Here is a 15,893-nt window from a genome sequence, read left to right on the forward strand (position 1 = left end):
CATACCTGCGGCTTTATGCCGTTGGGGCAATCTCGCCACAGGCTGGCCTGAATGTCCTCCCCTGGGTTACCCTTACGCCTTATGTGTGTTTTCCCACAAGGATTTAAGAAATGTCCGAGCCAGTTAAACTGCGCGCTCATAACCAGGCTAATTGCAAGGATTGCAGCCTGGCCCCTCTCTGCCTGCCACTTTCGCTGAATCTGGAAGACATGGATGCGCTGGACGAAATCGTTAAACGTGGCCGCCCGTTGAAAAAGGGTGAGTTCCTGTTCCGCCAGGGCGACACCTTCGATTCCGTTTATGCAGTACGCTCCGGCGCCCTGAAGACCTTCAGCCTGAGCGATACCGGCGAAGAACAACTGACCGGTTTCCATCTGCCAAGCGAACTGGTCGGCCTGTCCGGCATGGACACCGAGAAACACCCGGTTTCCGCCCAGGCCCTGGAAACCACTTCGGTCTGCGAGATTCCATTCGAACGCCTCGACGAACTGGCCCTGCAACTGCCGCAACTGCGCCGTCAGCTGATGCGCGTGATGAGCCGGGAAATCCGCGACGACCAGCAAATGATGTTGCTGTTGTCGAAGAAGACCGCTGACGAGCGTATCGCCACGTTCCTGGTCAACCTGTCGGCGCGTTTCCGCGCTCGCGGGTTCTCGGCCAACCAGTTCCGCCTGAGCATGTCGCGCAATGAAATCGGCAACTATCTGGGGCTGGCGGTGGAAACCGTGTCCCGGGTCTTCACGCGCTTCCAGCAGAACGAACTGATCGCCGCCGAGGGCAAGGAAATCCATATCCTCGACCCGATCCAGCTCTGCGCCCTGGCTGGCGGCTCGCTCGAAGTCTGATCTCGACCCGCGGCCGAGCGTATCGTTTCAGCCGCGGGTATACTGCGCCGTTTGCAGCCCTGCCAGGACACCTCGACGATGGTCTTCGACTCCTTCGACATCAAATCCCTGATCCGCCCCGTGATCGACTTCCCGAAACCGGGCGTGATCTTTCGCGACATCACCCCGCTGTTCCAGTCGCCCAAGGCCCTGCGCCTGGTGATGGACAGCTTCGCCCACCGTTACGTGGAAGCCGACTTCACCCACATCGGCGCGATGGATGCGCGTGGCTTCCTGATCGGTTCGGTGCTGGCCTATCAGCTGAACAAGCCGCTGGTGCTGTTCCGCAAGCAAGGCAAACTGCCGGCGGACGTGCTGGCTGAAGGTTACGCGACCGAGTACGGCGAAGCGTTCCTCGAAGTGCACGCCGACAGCCTGTGCGAAGGCGATTCGGTGGTGATGTTCGATGACCTGATCGCCACCGGCGGCACGCTGATCGCGGCGGCCAACCTGATCCGCCGCACGGGCGCCCGCGTTCATGAAGCGGCGGCGATCATCGATCTGCCGGAGCTGGGTGGCTCGCAGCGCCTTGAGGACATGGGGATTCCTACGTTCTGCCTGACGCAGTTTGCGTTGACCGATAAGTAAATAGCGCCTGTTCCACCGCCTTCGCGAGCAAGCTCGCTCCCACAGTTGGAATGCGTTCCTCTGTGGGAGCGGGCTTGCTCGCGAAGGGGCCGGCAGCCTCACTGCAAAACCTAAAGCCCCATCTGCTTGCTGATGATCTCGTTCATCACTTCCCGCGTCCCGCCGCCAATCGACAAGATGCGGTTATCCCGATACAGCCGCTCCACCAGACTTTCGCGCATGTAACCCATCCCGCCGAGAATCTGCACCGCCTCGTTGGTGATGCGGTCCGAAGTGTCCGTGGCAAAGTTCTTGGCCATGGAGATTTCCTTGATCACGCTCTGCCCCGCCGCCATCTTCGCCGCCTGCCGGTAGGTGAACTCCCGCGAGACTTCCAGCGCCGTGGCCATTTCGGCGAGGCGATGCTTGATCACCTGGAACTTGCCGATGGGTTTGCCGAACGCCTGACGCTCCCGCGCCCACTTCAGGCTCTCTTCCAGCGCCAGTTGCGCGGTCATGTTGGCCATCAGCGCCAACGCCAGACGCTCGCTCTGGAAGTTGCCCATGATGCAGGCGAACCCCATGTTCTCCGCACCGATCAGGTTTCCCACAGGCACCCGGCAATCGTCGAAGAACAATTCAGCCGTGTCCGACGCCCACCAGCCCATTTTCTTCAGTTGCCGGCCGACGGTGAAACCTGGCGTGCCCTTCTCGATCAACAACAGGCTGATGCCGCCAAAACCCGGCGCACCGGTACGCACCGCGACGGTGTAGTAATCCGCGCGCACGCCACTGGTGATGAAGGTTTTGCTACCGCTGACCCGGTAATGATCGCCATCGCGTACGGCGCGGGTCTGCAAGTTGGCGACGTCGGAGCCACCGCCCGGCTCGGTCACCGCCAGCGCGCTGATCTTCTCGCCGCAGAGCACTTGAGGCACGACGCGATCACGCACTTCGGGCCGGGCCCATTTGACGACCGGTGGCAAACCTATATCCAGTGAACCAAGCCCGGCCACCAGTCCGCCCGAGCCACAACGCATCAGTTCTTCGCTGGCGGCGATCTTGGCGAACAGGTCACCTTCGTGACTGCCGCCCAGCGCTTCGGGATAACCGATGCCGAGGATGCCGGCCGCACCGGCCTTGAGGTACAGCTCACGAGGAAAGTTTTCGGATTCTTCCCACGCATCGATGTCCGGCAGGATCTCGCGTTCGACGAAACGTCTGACGCTGTCGCGGACCATTTGGTGGCTGGGGTCGAAGTATTCCTGGAAGGCGGGCATCGGCGAACTCCATGGAAGGGTTCGCCGAACTTAACCGAGCGCTTGCTTGGTTTTCAACAGGATTGTGCGGCTCAGAGAGAAATCGGCTTGCGCCCGGCAAACGAATGAGCCAGCGTGCCGCCGTCCACCAGCTCCAGTTCGCCACCCAATGGCACGCCGTGAGCGATACGCGAGGCGATCAAACCTTTGTTGTTGAGCAATTGCGCGATGTAGTGCGCTGTCGCTTCACCTTCCACGGTCGGGTTGGTGGCGAGGATGACTTCGGTAAAAGTACCCGCCTCTTCGATCCGCGCCATCAGTTGCGGAATGCCGATGGCCTCCGGGCCGAGCCCGTCCAGCGGCGACAGGTGCCCCTTGAGCACGAAGTAACGACCACGGAATCCGGTCTGCTCGACCGCGTACACATCCATCGGCCCCTCCACCACGCACAGCAACGTGTCGTCACGGCGCGTGTCGGCGCATTGCGGGCATAGGTCGTCTTCGGTCAGCGTGCGGCACTGGCGGCAGTGTCCGACCCCTTCCATGGCCTGGCTCAAGGCCTGGGCCAGGCGCGTACCGCCGCTGCGGTCACGTTCGAGCAACTGCAACGCCATACGCTGGGCAGTTTTCTGACCCACGCCCGGCAGAATTCGCAGGGCGTCGATCAGTTGGCGAATCAAAGGGCTGAAGCTCATGGGAAAAAGTCCGACAAAACAACGAGACGCGGTTTATACCCGCGCCTCCGGCCAGCGTCAAATCCTCAGTCCTGGGCGACCCGCACCACCAGTTTGCCGAAGTTGCGCCCCTCCAGCAGACCGATAAACGCCTGCGGCGCCTGCTCCAGGCCGTCGACCACGTCTTCGCGGAATTTCACCTTGCCCTCGCGTACCCACGGCACCATGGCGCTGATGAATTCCGGCTGACGGTCGCCGTAGTCGTCGAACACGATGAAGCCCTGAATGCGTACACGCTTGGTCAGCAGGGTGCGTTGCAAGGCAGGCAAACGATCCGGGCCTTTTTGCGCTTCCGTGGCGTTGTAGCCGGCAATCAGGCCACACAGCGGGATCCGTGCCTTGGGGTTGAGCAGCGGGACGACCGCATCGAAGACATGGCCGCCGACGTTTTCGTAATAAATGTCGATGCCTTTCGGGCAGGCCTTGGCCAATTGTTCAGCGAAGTCCGGCGCCTTGTGATCGATACAGGCGTCGAAACCCAACTCCTCGACCACGTATTTGCATTTCTCGGCACCACCGGCCACGCCGACGGCGCGCAGGCCTTTGATCTTGGCGACCTGGCCCACCACCGAGCCTACCGCGCCCGACGCCGCAGCGACCACCAAGGTCTCCCCTGCTTTCGGCTGACCAATGTCCATCAGCCCCATGTAAGCGGTCATGCCCGGCATGCCCAGCACGCCGAGGGCCATCGACGGACTCGGCAGCCCGGACGGAATCGGGATGATGTTGCGACCGTCGCTGAGACTGTGGCTTTGCCAGCCCGTAGCGCCGACCACCAGATCGCCGACCTGGAATTTCGGATGACGCGATTGCTCGACCCGGCTGACAGCCCCGCCGGTCATCACCTCACCGATTTGTACCGGTGCCGCGTAGGACGGAGCGTCGCTCATACGCCCGCGCATGTAGGGATCGAGCGACAGGTAAAGGGTCTTGAGCAACAACTGGCCGTCTTCAAGATCCGGCAGCGCCTCGCGCTCCAGACGGAAATTCTCGGGCGTCGGCGCGCCCACCGGCCGCGAGGCCAGCACGAAGCGTTGATTAAGAGTCAGAGGGTCGGACATGTCAGCGTCTCCTGTGAATGGTGAATTCGTCGGTATAGGGAGCAGACCGTTGCAGCTATTGCGCGTTCGATGTTTCGTCAGCCGGAAACAAAAATGCCAGGCGCGATGCCTGGCATTTTTTGTAGCTCATCCAACCCGCCAAGGCGAATCAGAACGGCAGTTTCATACCGGCCGGCAGGTTCATGCCAGCGGTCATGCTGCCCATCTTGGCCTGGCTGTTGGCTTCGATCTGACGCACGGCGGCGTTGACGGCTGCAGCCACCAGATCCTCGACCACTTCCCGGTCGTCTTCGTCCAGCCCCGGCAGTACGCTCGGATCGATGCTGACTTTTTTCACGTCGTGACGACCGGTCATCACCACGGTGACCAGATCGCCGCCGGCCTTGCCGGTGACTTCTGCGTTGGCCAGCTCTTCCTGCATCTTGGCCATTTTTTCCTGCATCTGCTGTGCCTGCTTCATCAGGCCGGCCATGCCACCTTTCATCATGGTAATCACCTCAAAAGTACTTGGATCAATACAGCGCCCGGCGACTTGCGCCGAACGCCTTAAGTTATTAGCCCTGACTGACCAGGGCGTCGACAGGTTCAATAGTATCGTGTCGCACGACCGCGCCGAACTGCTGGACCATCTGCTGGATGAACGGATCGCCGTGGATCGACTCCTCCGCCTCGCGCTGACGGTTGGCACGGCGCCGGGACGCGGCCTGGGCCGGAGTTTCCTGCTCGGGCTTGATCAGCTCCATGCTCAGGTTCAGCGTACGACCGTGATACTGGTTCAAGGCATCGTTCAGACGCCGCTGCTGAGTGGCGTTGAACAAGGCGCTGTGGGCCGGGTCCAGGTGCATCAGCCAGTTGTCGCCATCGACCGCGATCAGCGTGCAGTTGGCGGCGATGCTGCCGGTCATGCCGGAAATCGGCAGTTTCGGGAACAACTCCAGCCATTGCAGGGCCAGACCGGTGGCCGGCGCGGCGGCGGGTTCCGGCTCGGGCTCGGGGGCCGGTTCTGCGGCGTGCTCGCTGGCCAGATCGTCGAGGTAACTGTAGGCCGAATCCATGTCCGGCTCGATGTAGTCTTCGTCGAGCGGCGGCTCGTCGTCCATGTCCATGCCTGGCGTGAAGGCATCGACTTCGGCTACGGACGGCTCAGGAATCGGCGCAGCGGCCCATTCAGGCGCATCCGGCACGACGCTGTCCGGGGTCGGCAGCGGCATTGGCGGCAACTCTGGCTGCTCGGCGGCGGTTTCCAGCACAGGCTCTACCGCTGGCTGTTGCACAGGCGCCGGTTCTACCGGGTCATTCCACGGCAGATCGACGACTTCTTCGACGGCGACCGGTGCGGGTTCCGGCTCCGGCACGGGTTCAGGTGCAATCACCGGGGCAACCGGCGCGGGCGCAGGAACAGGTGCAGGAGCAGGAGCAGGTGCAACCACCGGAGCCGGCGCAACAGCCGCAGCAACTACCGGCGCAGGTTTCGGCGCGGCAGCCACTGAGTTTGCGGAATCAACTGTGGCCTGGCTGATCCCCACTGGCTTTAGCGGTTGCCTCGGGGCATCCGCCGTGTCCGCCGGCCGGAAGGCCAGCATCCGCAGCAGAACCATTTCGAAACCGCCTCGCGGGTCCGGCGCCAGCGGCAAGTCGCGGCGGCCGATCAGGCCCATCTGGTAATAGAACTGCACGTCTTCGGCCGGCAGGGCCTGGGCCAGTGCCAGCACCCGGTCACGGTCGCCGTGGCCGTTGTCGACGCCTTCCGGCAAAGCCTGGGCGATGGCGACGCGGTGCAGCACGTTGAGAATTTCCGAGAGTACGCCGTTCCAGTCCGGCCCTTGTTCGGCCAGGTGGCGCACGGCTTCGAGCAACGCCTTGGCGTCGCCTTCGATCAAGGAATGCAATACGTCATAGACCTGACCGTGGTCCAGCGTGCCGAGCATCGCCCGTACGTCGGTGGCCAGAACCTTGCCTTCACCGAAGGCGATGGCCTGGTCGGTCAGGCTCATGGCGTCGCGCATGGAACCGTCGGCCGCGCGGCCGAGCAGCCACAGGGCGTCGTCTTCGAACGGTACGTTTTCGGCGGTGAGGACGTGGGTCAGATGCTCGACCACACGCTCAGGCGTCATGTTCTTCAGGGAGAACTGCAGGCATCGCGACAAAATCGTTGCCGGAAGTTTCTGCGGGTCGGTGGTCGCCAGAATGAACTTGACGTAGGGCGGCGGCTCTTCGAGGGTTTTCAGCAGCGCATTGAAGGAATGGCTGGAGAGCATGTGCACTTCGTCGATCAGGTAGACCTTGAAGCGCCCACGGCTCGGGGCGTACTGCACGTTGTCGAGCAGCTCGCGGGTGTCCTCGACCTTGGTCCGGCTCGCGGCGTCGATCTCGATCAGGTCGACGAAGCGCCCTTCATCGATCTCGCGGCACACCGAACACTCGCCGCAGGGGCTTGAAGTGATACCTGTTTCACAGTTCAGACATTTGGCGATGATCCGCGCAATCGTCGTCTTGCCGACGCCTCGCGTCCCGGTGAACAGGTAGGCGTGGTGCAGGCGCTGGCTGTCCAAGGCATTGATCAGAGCCTTGAGCACATGGGTCTGGCCGACCATTTCGCGGAACGAGCGCGGACGCCATTTACGTGCAAGAACCTGATAACTCATCGAAAACCGTCGCGGCAAAGGAAGCAGAAGCGGCTAATGCTAGCGGAGCAAGGGCAAAATTGCATCCGGTGCGCTCTTCTATTCTGGCTAAGCTGCATGGGCGGAGGCTTTTGTCGGCACGGGAACGGGAATTACCGGAGCATTTATGCGGTGGGCCGTGGGGGCAATATTGGGAATCAGCCTGAACGTGATGGCCACGCAGCCGCCGCTGCGTTTTGCCATGGCCGACAGCTGGGCGATGCCGCTGGTGCAATACGAACATGGCCGCCCGACCCAGGGCATTCTTTACGACATGATGCTCAGCCTCGCGACCCAGGTCGGCGTGCCGGCGGAGTTTCACGTCCTGCCCCGCACCCGGGTGCAGAACGCCATGGAACACGGCGAAGTCGACGTGCGCTGTTATGCCGCGCAATCCTGGCTGCCGAACCAGTCCGGCGATTACATCTGGAGCATTCCGCTTTTTTTCCAGCGTGACCTGCTGATCAGCCGCCAGGATCAACCCTCCAGCGTCGATCCAGCCCACCTGCCCCGCCAGGCTATCGGCACCGTGCTCGGCTACAGCTACCCCACCCTGCAACCACTGTTTGAAACCGACCGCTTATGGCGCGAAGACGCACGCAATCAGGAACCGGTGCTGGACAAGCTGCTGGCCGGCCGTTACCGCTACGCCGTGAGCAATCAATGGACCCTGGACTGGTTCAACCAGCGCCTGCTGCCGGGGCAGCAACTGCAAGGGGTGGCGGTATTGCAGGAGCAGCAGGTCGGCTGCTACGTGCGCAACGATCCGGATATTCCCGTGCAGCGAATATTGAGGATGCTGCTGCAGATGAAAATGTCGGGGGAGATTGATGACATTATCCGGTTGTATACCGGTGGTTCGGGCAGCGAACCTTGACCTGTCAACACCCACAAAAAAAGGAACCCGTCTGCCGAGTTCCTTTTTTCATTGCCGATGTTTTTCAGCCAGCTGCAAACTCAATACTGAGCCTTCACATAACTCTCGATAGGTTTCTGCAGCAGATCCTGCGGATGATCGCCACCAAACGTCAGCCACTTGCTCTTGCCTGACACCACAGTCGACGCCAGAGGTTCATCACCCTTCGCGCCGTAAATCGCCAATTTCACTTCGATCCGGTCAGGGATACCCGACCACTCTGTTGCCCGGTCTTCCCAATGCAGGATTTCCGGCACGACGTAGTACCCGGCATTCCCCTGCTGTCTGATACAGGCAAGATCCGCACAGGATTCGGACACTTTCACCTGATTGGCATAGCGGGCAAATGCCGACCGGACCGCGTCCGCCGTCATGGCGCCCGACGCTTTATAAACGGTGGTCTCGTAACGACCATCGACAGGCGTTGCGATAGAGACCGACTGACCTTGAATCAATTTTTCAGGACTTGTCGTCAAATCCTGCTGAACGTACTTGGCGGAACAGCCTGACATCAGAACAGATAAAACGATGATTGAACGCTTGAACACAGTGTCTCCATGACTTTCGATACGAGAAGAGCCCAACCCGTTCAGACTGGGTTGAAGCGCGCAAATGCTACTAATGTGCCATCACAATGTCCATGACCGAAGAATCTCAACAGCCCGGCACCATCAATGGCCGGCCGTATCGCGGAATTTCTGGTATTCGTGATACTCGACCCAGGCAACCACATCGTACGGCACGTAAAGTTTCAGCCTGGCGCGGGAGATGGCGATGTACACGGCGCAGATCCTTTGATCGAACGCGTAGGCATCCTTGAATTTCTCGTTGGTCAGCAGCCCCGGCGTCAGCAGCACCTTGTCGAACTCCATGCCCCCCGCCTCTTCCGCCAGCATCAGCATGCAGCCGTTGCCAGCGTTGTCGATCATTCGGTTCAGGCGTGTCAGGTCGGCAATCATGAAACCGTTTTCCAGCTTGGCCCTGACCCGCAGGAACGACTCGTCGAACCGGTTGGCGTCGCACACCGTTTGCCAGTCAGGCAGGTCGCTGAAGTACGGATGCACGCCGTTTTCGCTGAATTCGGAACGGTAGAAATCCGGCTTGAACAACTCGATGGCAGTGGCCATGAAATGCTTCAGGTCATCCTGGGTGCGCTTGTCCGGGAATCTGAATTTGCAGTTGGAATCGTGCAGGTGGATGGCCCAGATCATGGTGTCCCACGGCGATGCCGTCAGCACCACGCAACCTTCGGATGGTACGAAACCTTCCGGGTACTCCTTGATGACGACGTCAGCATCACTGGCGCCTTCGAACGGAATCTTGCCCTTCTGCGAGTGCCGGGCGATCAGCGGGTTGACCAGCCGCTCGACGTTGCGGCCCGAGCGCACGGAATAGCTGATATCGCTTTGGCGAACCTCACGGTGGCGCTTGACCGGCACGCCGCTGGCCTGCTGATACTCGTCACCGAGGGTGATCAGCACCTGGCGGCCGCGTTCGATGATCTGCAACAGCGAGCCGGGAATGTCCTGGCTTTCGTCGATCAACACGTGCGTATAGCGCGCCGGCACCACGCAACCGGCGATACAGGCGCGCTTGATCATCAGCAGCGCTTCAAAACCGGTCTGGCTGCCCCACGCCGGATTGAGCTCGAGGTAGCCCCACAGCCGACTCGAATACTCCAGTAACACTTGCGCGTCCACGCTGGAGAGCGGCTGGTTGAAATGCGGCAGATGCTTCGCGGAAAAAGTGTGATCACGGAAACGGCAATAGCGCTCGATCACTTTGAGGCAGAGTTCAAGGGTCGCCTGCCCGTCGTGGTGGCGGAAACCGTAGATGTTCAGTTCCTGCGCCAGCGCCTGCCGGCTCGGGATTCGCGTCCCCTCCGCCTGAGGCCTGCGACCGAGCATCAACGACTGTGCAAATGCCAGAAAGGTCTTGCCGGCCTTCTTCTCGCTCACCCCCACCATGCGCTGACGAAGGACTTCGAGCTTGGCCGGGGTGCGCGCCAGCAACAGGGTTTTTTCCGGCCGTAGATGCTCCAGCAACGCCACCAGCAGATGGCTTTTGCCGATCCCCGCGTAACCTTGAACGTGCAGGTCTTCGTCCAGGTTGGCGCGGAAGGTTCTGACCAGTTTGTCTTGTGCCGGGCTCAACCAGCGCTCGCGCTGCCGGGGCGTCACGATCTGTTGACTGAACGGGTCATGGCTGCGATGGCGCCGGACTTTGTATTCGAAATCCCACTGACCATCGGGCAATAAATAGTCGCGTGCCGACACTTCTTCGGCCAGCAGAAAACGCAGATTCAGCGGTTGGAGGACCTTCAGGCCGAAATACAGTTTGCGCGGGTCGAACAGTCGCTGTGCTTCGGACAGCAGGCCCGCGGTCGTTGACTGCCGCTTTTCGGCAGCCCAGGACAAGAGCCTGGCCAGAATCTTTTCTGCCGCCACGGCGCCGAGATCCTGCTCTGTCGTCTGCACCAGATTCTGGATGACCAGCACTGCCGCCAACTCTGGGTCGGTCAGGGCTTCGAGGGCTTGGGTGCCACTCGCCTGCAACAGGTTCGCGCAGGTTTCATCCGTGACGGGCAAAAACACAGGGCTGGATAGATCGGAATGTTCCGGGAGCATAAAACCTCGCGGCCAGGGCCCAGACCTTACAAGGTCGATCCTGGCCAGACTCTTCATTTATTTCGGTTGTGGCGAGTATGCGGGATCGCAAGGGAAATGATTACCCCGCGTCGACGCCGTTGCTAGCAGAGGGTTTGGGGACGAACCGCCAAATCGCAGGCATAAAAAAACCGCAGTGGGCGAAACCCATGCAGTTCGGCGTTGATTCGTTCGATGTTCGTTAAGGTGGTAACCCTACCAGCCACACCCCGGCACACAATGTTCCCGCTGTGGCTGCTGCCTTCCGGCTCTGACCAGGTTCACGGGTAATCGTTGCGGGGGGACCGATAGGGTCACCATAACGACACTCGCCTGTCGGCGAGCCGCGCCATTGTACCTATCTGAGACGAAGTTACAACCGCTGGTTGCAGATAAAAAATATGAAGGGCTTCAAGCACTTGCTATTGCGCCTGAAGCACCTCGTCCGCGCGGCCGCCCTCTTGCTGGATCACCAGATGAATGAAGTGCAGCTTGGCGATCGCCGCAGGCGGCAGCACGAACGGATAGAAATCCGGCTGGCCCATGCTGCGTGACAGTTCGTTGAGCATGCCGGCCAGTTCGATCCACGCGTTGACGAACGACAGGAACGCCGCGCCGCCGGGATGTTCGGGGTCGTACAGCGTGCTCGACGGAAACGGCTGGTAATCCAGATCCATCTCCCGGGCACTCATGCCGAAACCCAGCGCGGTGTCCACCGCGTCCATCATGTGCAGGTAATGGGCCCAGGTTTCCGCCCAGTCTTCCCAGGGGTGCATGGTGGCGTAGGCGCTGACGTAATGCTGCGACCAGTCCGCCGGCGCGCCCTGTTGATAATGCCGCTCCAGCGCCTCGGCATAACTGGCACGTTCGTCGCCGAACAGGTTGCGAAATGAACCCAGCCAAGGGCCGTTGGCGATCAACCGATCCCAGTAGTAATGCCCGACCTCATGGCGAAAATGCCCGAGCAATGTGCGATAGGGTTCGTGCATCTGCGCCCGGACCTGTTCACGGTGGGCGTCGTCGGCTTCTGCGATGTCGAGAGTGATCAAGCCGTTGGCATGACCGGTCATGGGAGCATTGCCCTCCAGATCGACGCCGATGAAATCGAACGCCAGGCCGGTGTCTTCGTCGACGGTTTTCGGGATGACCGGCAGACCGAGGCTGATCAGTTGCGCCACCAGTCGCCGCTTGGCGATTTCCACCTTGCGCCAGCGCTCGGGGTTCTCCGGGACGGACAGATCGGGGATGGTGCGATTCAGATCGCAGGCTGCGCACAGGGTGTCGTGATCGTTGGCAGGCAGCAGCCAGTTGCAGGCGGCCGGTGTGTCGAGGTTGGCGCAGCGCCGGAACAGCCTGGCCTCGGGATCGACATCCAGCGTCCAGGTGCCTTCCTGCGGCCCCGGTTGCAGCGAGGTCAGCCGACTGTGTTCCGGCTGATAACCCAGCGCAGCGTTGCAGGCCAGGCACTGGCTGTTGCGAAAGAACAGCGACTGGCCGCAGCGGCACGGCCAGACTTTGCTGTTGCGCGAGGATTCGCCCATGAACGGCGCGACGATGCGGGAACTGAGCTGCTCGAAAAAGCGGTACATGGCGATCTCTCCCTGGGGCTTGCCAAGACTAGATCATTCCCGCGAGTCGATCGTTCCCGCGCGCTGCGTCAGGCGGAAATACCGTGTCCTTTCAGGAACGCGATAAACGTCTCTTCATCCATGACCTTTACGCCCAGCTCGTTGGCCTTGGTCAGCTTCGACCCGGCGCCCGGCCCCGCGACCACGCAATGGGTCTTGGCCGACACGGAACCGGCAACCTTGGCGCCGAGGCTTTCCAGGTGTTCCTTGGCGACGTCGCGGCTCATCAGCTCGACCTTGCCGGTCAGTACCCAGGTCTCCCCGGCCAGCGGCAGGCCTTCGACGACTTTCTTTTCGCTCTGCCAGTGCATGCCGAAATCGCGCAGTTGTTTCTCGGCACTTTCCGCCAGTTTCCGATGCTCGGGCAGTTCGAAAAACTCACGCACCGAGTTGGCCTGCTTCTCCGGCAATGCCTGGCGCATGTCCAGCCAGTCAGCGTTCATCACGCCTTCCAGCGTTTCGAACTTGTCCGCCAGTTTCTGCGCCCCGCCCGGCCCCACCGAAGGGATGTGCAGCTTGTCGAGGAAACCGCCCAGCGTGGTGCTGGCGGCAAACTCGGCGCCCAGCTCGCCCTGATCCTGAATCTGCAAACCGTGGCCCAGCAATTCGGTAATCACCTGCTGGTTGTGCGCATCTTCAAAGAAGCTGTGAATCTCGTGGGCCACTTCCAGACCGATGTCCGGCAGGTACGTCAGCACTTGCGGCAAGGCTTGCTGGACGCGTTCCAGCGACCCCAGCGAGCGCGCCAATACCTTGGCCGTCTCCTCGCCCACATCCGGGATACCCAGCGCATAGATAAAGCGCGCCAGGCCCGGCTTCTTGCTGTCTTCGATGGCGGCCAGCAACTTGTTGCTCGACACCTCGGCAAAGCCTTCGAGGTCGACGATGTCATCGAACTTCAGCGCGTAGAGATCGGCCGGCGAACTGACCAGACCTTCGTCGACCAGTTGCTCGACACTCTTGTCACCGAGGCCTTCGATGTCCATCGCGCGACGGGAAACGAAGTGAATGATCGCCTGCTTGAGCTGCGCACCGCAGGCCAGACGACCGACGCAGCGATACACCGCGCCTTCGCTGATGGTTTCCTTGCCTTTGCTGCGTTTGACCAGTTGCGTGCGTTCGACGTGGGAGCCGCAGACCGGGCAGCTCTCGGGAATCTGCACCGGCCGCGCATCTTCCGGGCGGCGCTCGATGACCACCTGCACTACTTGCGGAATCACATCGCCGGCGCGGCGAATGATCACCGTGTCGCCGATCATCAGGCCCAGCCGCGCGACTTCGTCCATGTTGTGCAACGTGGCATTGGCCACGGTGACGCCGGCAACCTTCACCGGTTTCAAGCGCGCCACCGGAGTGACGGCGCCAGTGCGGCCAACCTGGAACTCCACGTCGAGCAGCTCGGTGAGCTCTTCCATGGCCGGGAATTTGTGGGCGATGGCCCAGCGCGGTTCGCGGGCGCGGAAGCCCAGTTCGCGCTGGTCGGCAATGCTGTTGACCTTGAACACCACGCCGTCGATTTCATAGGCCAGCGAGTTACGGCGCTCACCGATATCGCGGTAGTAATCCAGGCATTCGCCGATGCCTTTGGCCAGTTTCAGCTCATGGCTGATCGGCATGCCCCAGGCTTGCAGTTGCTTGAGGTTGCCGATGTGGGTGTCGGAAATATCGTGAGAGACCTGACCAATGCCGTAGCAGCAGAATTCCAGCGGACGGTTGGCGGTGATCTTCGAATCCAGCTGGCGCAGACTCCCGGCCGCCGCGTTGCGCGGGTTGGCGAACGTCTTGCCACCGATCTCCAGTTGCGAGGCGTTGAGACGCTCGAAACCGGCCTTGGACATGAACACTTCACCACGCACTTCCAGCGTCGCCGGCCAGCCTTCGCCGTGCAGCTTCAGCGGGATGTTGCGCACCGTGCGCACGTTGACGCTGATGTCTTCGCCAGTAGTGCCATCGCCGCGGGTGGCGCCGCGCACCAGCACGCCGTCCTGATACAACAGGCTGACCGCCAGGCCATCGAGTTTCGGCTCGCAGCTGTATTCCACCGCCGCGCCACCACCGAACAGATCACCGGCCGGCAGGTCCAGACCTTCGGTGACCCGACGGTCGAACTCGCGCATGTCGGTTTCTTCGAAGGCGTTGCCAAGGCTGAGCATCGGTACTTCGTGACGCACCTGGGTGAACGCGGTCAGCGCCACGCTGCCGACGCGCTGGGTCGGCGAGTCGCTGGTGATCAGTTCCGGGTTGGCCGCTTCCAGCGCCTTGAGCTCGTGGAACAACCGGTCGTACTCGGCATCCGGAATGCTCGGCTCATCGAGGACGTGGTAACGGTAGTTGTGCTGATCGAGTTCAGCGCGCAGCTCTAGAATGCGGTCTTTGGCGGCAGTCATGGGTGTTCTCTCATAAAGCAAAAGAGCAGCCGAGGCTGCTCAATCTATTTTGCCGATTGCCCCTTTATTGCGAGGCAACCTTTTCAATCAACGCTTCTGGGTCAGGGCGCGGCGTTCGAATTCGACGATGCGCTGGCGGTAGTGCTCGATGGTCTGCGCGGTCAGGACGCTGCGCTGGTCATCTTTCAATTCGCCGTTCAGTTCCTGGGACAGCTTGCGGGCTGCTGCGACCATCACGTCGAAGGCCTGCTTCGGATGACGCGGGCCTGGCAGGCCGAGGAAGAAGCTCACCGCCGGGGTGCTGAAATGGTCGATGTCGTCCAGATCGAAGATGCCCGGCTTGACCGCGTTGGCCATGGAGAACAGCACTTCGCCGTTGCCGGCCATGCTTTCGTGACGGTGGAAAATGTCCATCTCGCCGAAACGCAGACCGCTTTCCAGAATGTTCTGCAACAGTGCCGGGCCCTTGAAGCCGGCCGGGTCGCGACAGATCACGCTGATCACCAATACTTCTTCAGCTTGCGGCTGATCCTTGTCGGCAACGGCCGGCGACGACTTGGCGACAGGCTCGATGAAGTCATCGTCACGGCTGCTGAAGCTCGGGCCGCCGTCCAGGTCCAGATCGAGGTTCAGGTCGCCCTGGGCCGGACCGTTGTTGGCACGTTTGCCGCGCTTGGAACCGGATTCGCGAGGCTCGCGTGGTTCGCGGGCCGGCATGCTCACCGATGGCAGGTCGTGTTCGTCCAGTTGTGGCTCTTTATGAGTATCCAGCACGCGGGCCGGGCCCAACAGCTCTGCGCTGGTGTCCTCGTCCGGCAGGTTGGACAGACTTCGGTCAAGACGGAATTTCAGTTTTCCCTTGCCGCCGCGCATACGGCGCCAGCCATCGAAAAGAATACCGGCTATCACAATGATGCCGATGACGATCAGCCACTCGCGCAGACCGATTTCCATGTAATCCCGTGCCTCTATAAAAAATGCTGAAAAATAAGGGGTTTACATTGTGCAAACCGCTTTAAAACGTGGCGCCAACTCTATGTTCTGACAGGCGTTTTGCCCACGTATACGAAAAATTGACATTAAACTAGCACGACCAAAGACAACTTTACACCGTCTGTCTCATTGGCTTGCGCGATTATGTCGATTGGC

13 protein-coding genes and 1 other RNA gene are annotated in these 15,893 nt (G+C 61.1%); 3 read left to right on the forward strand and 11 right to left on the reverse strand.

Annotated elements, in window-relative coordinates:
- Positions 1 to 110: 110 nt before the first annotated feature.
- Positions 111 to 845 (forward strand): fumarate/nitrate reduction transcriptional regulator Fnr, encoded by a 735-nt coding sequence (gene fnr, locus M5B98_RS24435; RefSeq protein WP_007951654.1) that lies wholly within the window; start codon positions 111 to 113, stop codon positions 843 to 845.
- 78 nt (positions 846 to 923) lie between these two features.
- Positions 924 to 1,472 carry an adenine phosphoribosyltransferase gene (locus tag M5B98_RS24440; RefSeq protein ID WP_248744245.1) on the forward strand — a complete coding sequence of 183 codons (549 nt, stop codon included), beginning with the start codon at positions 924 to 926 and terminating at the stop codon, positions 1,470 to 1,472.
- A 110-nt stretch (positions 1,473 to 1,582) separates the two neighbouring features.
- Here the strand turns inward: M5B98_RS24440 and M5B98_RS24445 are convergent, their stop codons facing one another.
- The 5 genes from M5B98_RS24445 to dnaX form a co-directional block, all read right to left on the reverse strand.
- Positions 1,583 to 2,731 (reverse strand): acyl-CoA dehydrogenase family protein, encoded by a 1,149-nt coding sequence (locus M5B98_RS24445; protein WP_248744246.1) that lies wholly within the window; start codon positions 2,729 to 2,731, stop codon positions 1,583 to 1,585.
- Between the two features lie 71 nt (positions 2,732 to 2,802).
- Positions 2,803 to 3,405, reverse strand: a complete 603-nt coding sequence (gene recR / locus M5B98_RS24450; protein WP_085711931.1) for a recombination mediator RecR — start codon at positions 3,403 to 3,405, stop codon at positions 2,803 to 2,805.
- Positions 3,406 to 3,470: 65 nt separating this feature from the next.
- Positions 3,471 to 4,505 carry an NADP-dependent oxidoreductase gene (locus M5B98_RS24455; protein ID WP_248744247.1) on the reverse strand — a complete coding sequence of 345 codons (1,035 nt, stop codon included), beginning with the start codon at positions 4,503 to 4,505 and terminating at the stop codon, positions 3,471 to 3,473.
- Positions 4,506 to 4,653: 148 nt separating this feature from the next.
- Entirely contained in the window at positions 4,654 to 4,992 is a 339-nt protein-coding gene (locus M5B98_RS24460) for a YbaB/EbfC family nucleoid-associated protein (protein WP_007951650.1), read from the reverse strand.
- A 67-nt stretch (positions 4,993 to 5,059) separates the two neighbouring features.
- Complete coding sequence (dnaX, locus tag M5B98_RS24465; RefSeq protein ID WP_248744248.1) at positions 5,060 to 7,150, reverse strand: DNA polymerase III subunit gamma/tau; 2,091 nt, start codon at positions 7,148 to 7,150, stop codon at positions 5,060 to 5,062.
- Positions 7,151 to 7,295: 145 nt separating this feature from the next.
- On the opposite strand from dnaX, the gene M5B98_RS24470 reads away from it, so the two are divergent.
- A complete protein-coding gene (locus tag M5B98_RS24470; protein ID WP_248744249.1) occupies positions 7,296 to 8,045 on the forward strand; it encodes a substrate-binding periplasmic protein in 750 nt (249 codons plus the stop codon).
- Between the two features lie 80 nt (positions 8,046 to 8,125).
- On the opposite strand, the gene M5B98_RS24475 is transcribed toward M5B98_RS24470, so the two are convergent.
- The 6 genes from M5B98_RS24475 to zipA all read right to left on the reverse strand — a co-directional run bounded on the left by M5B98_RS24475 (position 8,126) and on the right by zipA (position 15,698).
- On the reverse strand, positions 8,126 to 8,632 hold the full coding sequence (locus M5B98_RS24475; protein WP_248744250.1) for a DUF4823 domain-containing protein: 507 nt from the start codon (positions 8,630 to 8,632) through the stop codon (positions 8,126 to 8,128).
- A 123-nt stretch (positions 8,633 to 8,755) separates the two neighbouring features.
- Entirely contained in the window at positions 8,756 to 10,711 is a 1,956-nt protein-coding gene (locus M5B98_RS24480; protein WP_248744251.1) for a hypothetical protein, read from the reverse strand.
- Positions 10,712 to 10,943: 232 nt separating this feature from the next.
- Positions 10,944 to 11,040: signal recognition particle sRNA small type (ffs, locus tag M5B98_RS24485), an RNA gene on the reverse strand.
- Between the two features lie 111 nt (positions 11,041 to 11,151).
- Positions 11,152 to 12,318: a putative zinc-binding metallopeptidase gene (locus M5B98_RS24490; protein ID WP_248744252.1), complete on the reverse strand. Its 1,167-nt coding sequence runs from the start codon at positions 12,316 to 12,318 to the stop codon at positions 11,152 to 11,154.
- 68 nt (positions 12,319 to 12,386) lie between these two features.
- The gene (gene ligA, locus M5B98_RS24495; RefSeq protein WP_248744253.1) at positions 12,387 to 14,744 is read right to left on the reverse strand and encodes an NAD-dependent DNA ligase LigA; all 2,358 of its coding nucleotides are present in this window, start codon (positions 14,742 to 14,744) and stop codon (positions 12,387 to 12,389) included.
- 87 nt (positions 14,745 to 14,831) lie between these two features.
- Positions 14,832 to 15,698 (reverse strand): cell division protein ZipA, encoded by an 867-nt coding sequence (gene zipA / locus M5B98_RS24500; RefSeq protein ID WP_119426424.1) that lies wholly within the window; start codon positions 15,696 to 15,698, stop codon positions 14,832 to 14,834.
- Positions 15,699 to 15,893 lie beyond the last annotated feature (195 nt).

This window comes from Pseudomonas sp. MWU12-3088 (genome assembly GCF_023242405.1).
Lineage (GTDB): Bacteria > Pseudomonadota > Gammaproteobacteria > Pseudomonadales > Pseudomonadaceae > Aquipseudomonas > Aquipseudomonas kribbensis.

Excerpts from the sequence above, each read along its gene's own strand:
- fnr (WP_007951654.1), top strand. The coding sequence starts at position 111 with ATGTCCGAGCCAGTTAAACTGCGCGCTCATAACCAGGCTAATTGCAAG.
- M5B98_RS24440 (WP_248744245.1), top strand. The coding sequence starts at position 924 with ATGGTCTTCGACTCCTTCGACATCAAATCCCTGATCCGCCCCGTGATC.
- M5B98_RS24445 (WP_248744246.1), bottom strand. The coding sequence starts at position 2,731 with ATGCCCGCCTTCCAGGAATACTTCGACCCCAGCCACCAAATGGTCCGC.
- recR (WP_085711931.1), bottom strand. The coding sequence starts at position 3,405 with ATGAGCTTCAGCCCTTTGATTCGCCAACTGATCGACGCCCTGCGAATT.
- M5B98_RS24455 (WP_248744247.1), bottom strand. The coding sequence starts at position 4,505 with ATGTCCGACCCTCTGACTCTTAATCAACGCTTCGTGCTGGCCTCGCGG.
- M5B98_RS24460 (WP_007951650.1), bottom strand. The coding sequence starts at position 4,992 with ATGATGAAAGGTGGCATGGCCGGCCTGATGAAGCAGGCACAGCAGATG.
- dnaX (WP_248744248.1), bottom strand. The coding sequence starts at position 7,150 with ATGAGTTATCAGGTTCTTGCACGTAAATGGCGTCCGCGCTCGTTCCGC.
- M5B98_RS24470 (WP_248744249.1), top strand. The coding sequence starts at position 7,296 with ATGCGGTGGGCCGTGGGGGCAATATTGGGAATCAGCCTGAACGTGATG.
- M5B98_RS24480 (WP_248744251.1), bottom strand. The coding sequence starts at position 10,711 with ATGCTCCCGGAACATTCCGATCTATCCAGCCCTGTGTTTTTGCCCGTC.
- M5B98_RS24490 (WP_248744252.1), bottom strand. The coding sequence starts at position 12,318 with ATGTACCGCTTTTTCGAGCAGCTCAGTTCCCGCATCGTCGCGCCGTTC.
- ligA (WP_248744253.1), bottom strand. The coding sequence starts at position 14,744 with ATGACTGCCGCCAAAGACCGCATTCTAGAGCTGCGCGCTGAACTCGAT.
- zipA (WP_119426424.1), bottom strand. The coding sequence starts at position 15,698 with ATGGAAATCGGTCTGCGCGAGTGGCTGATCGTCATCGGCATCATTGTG.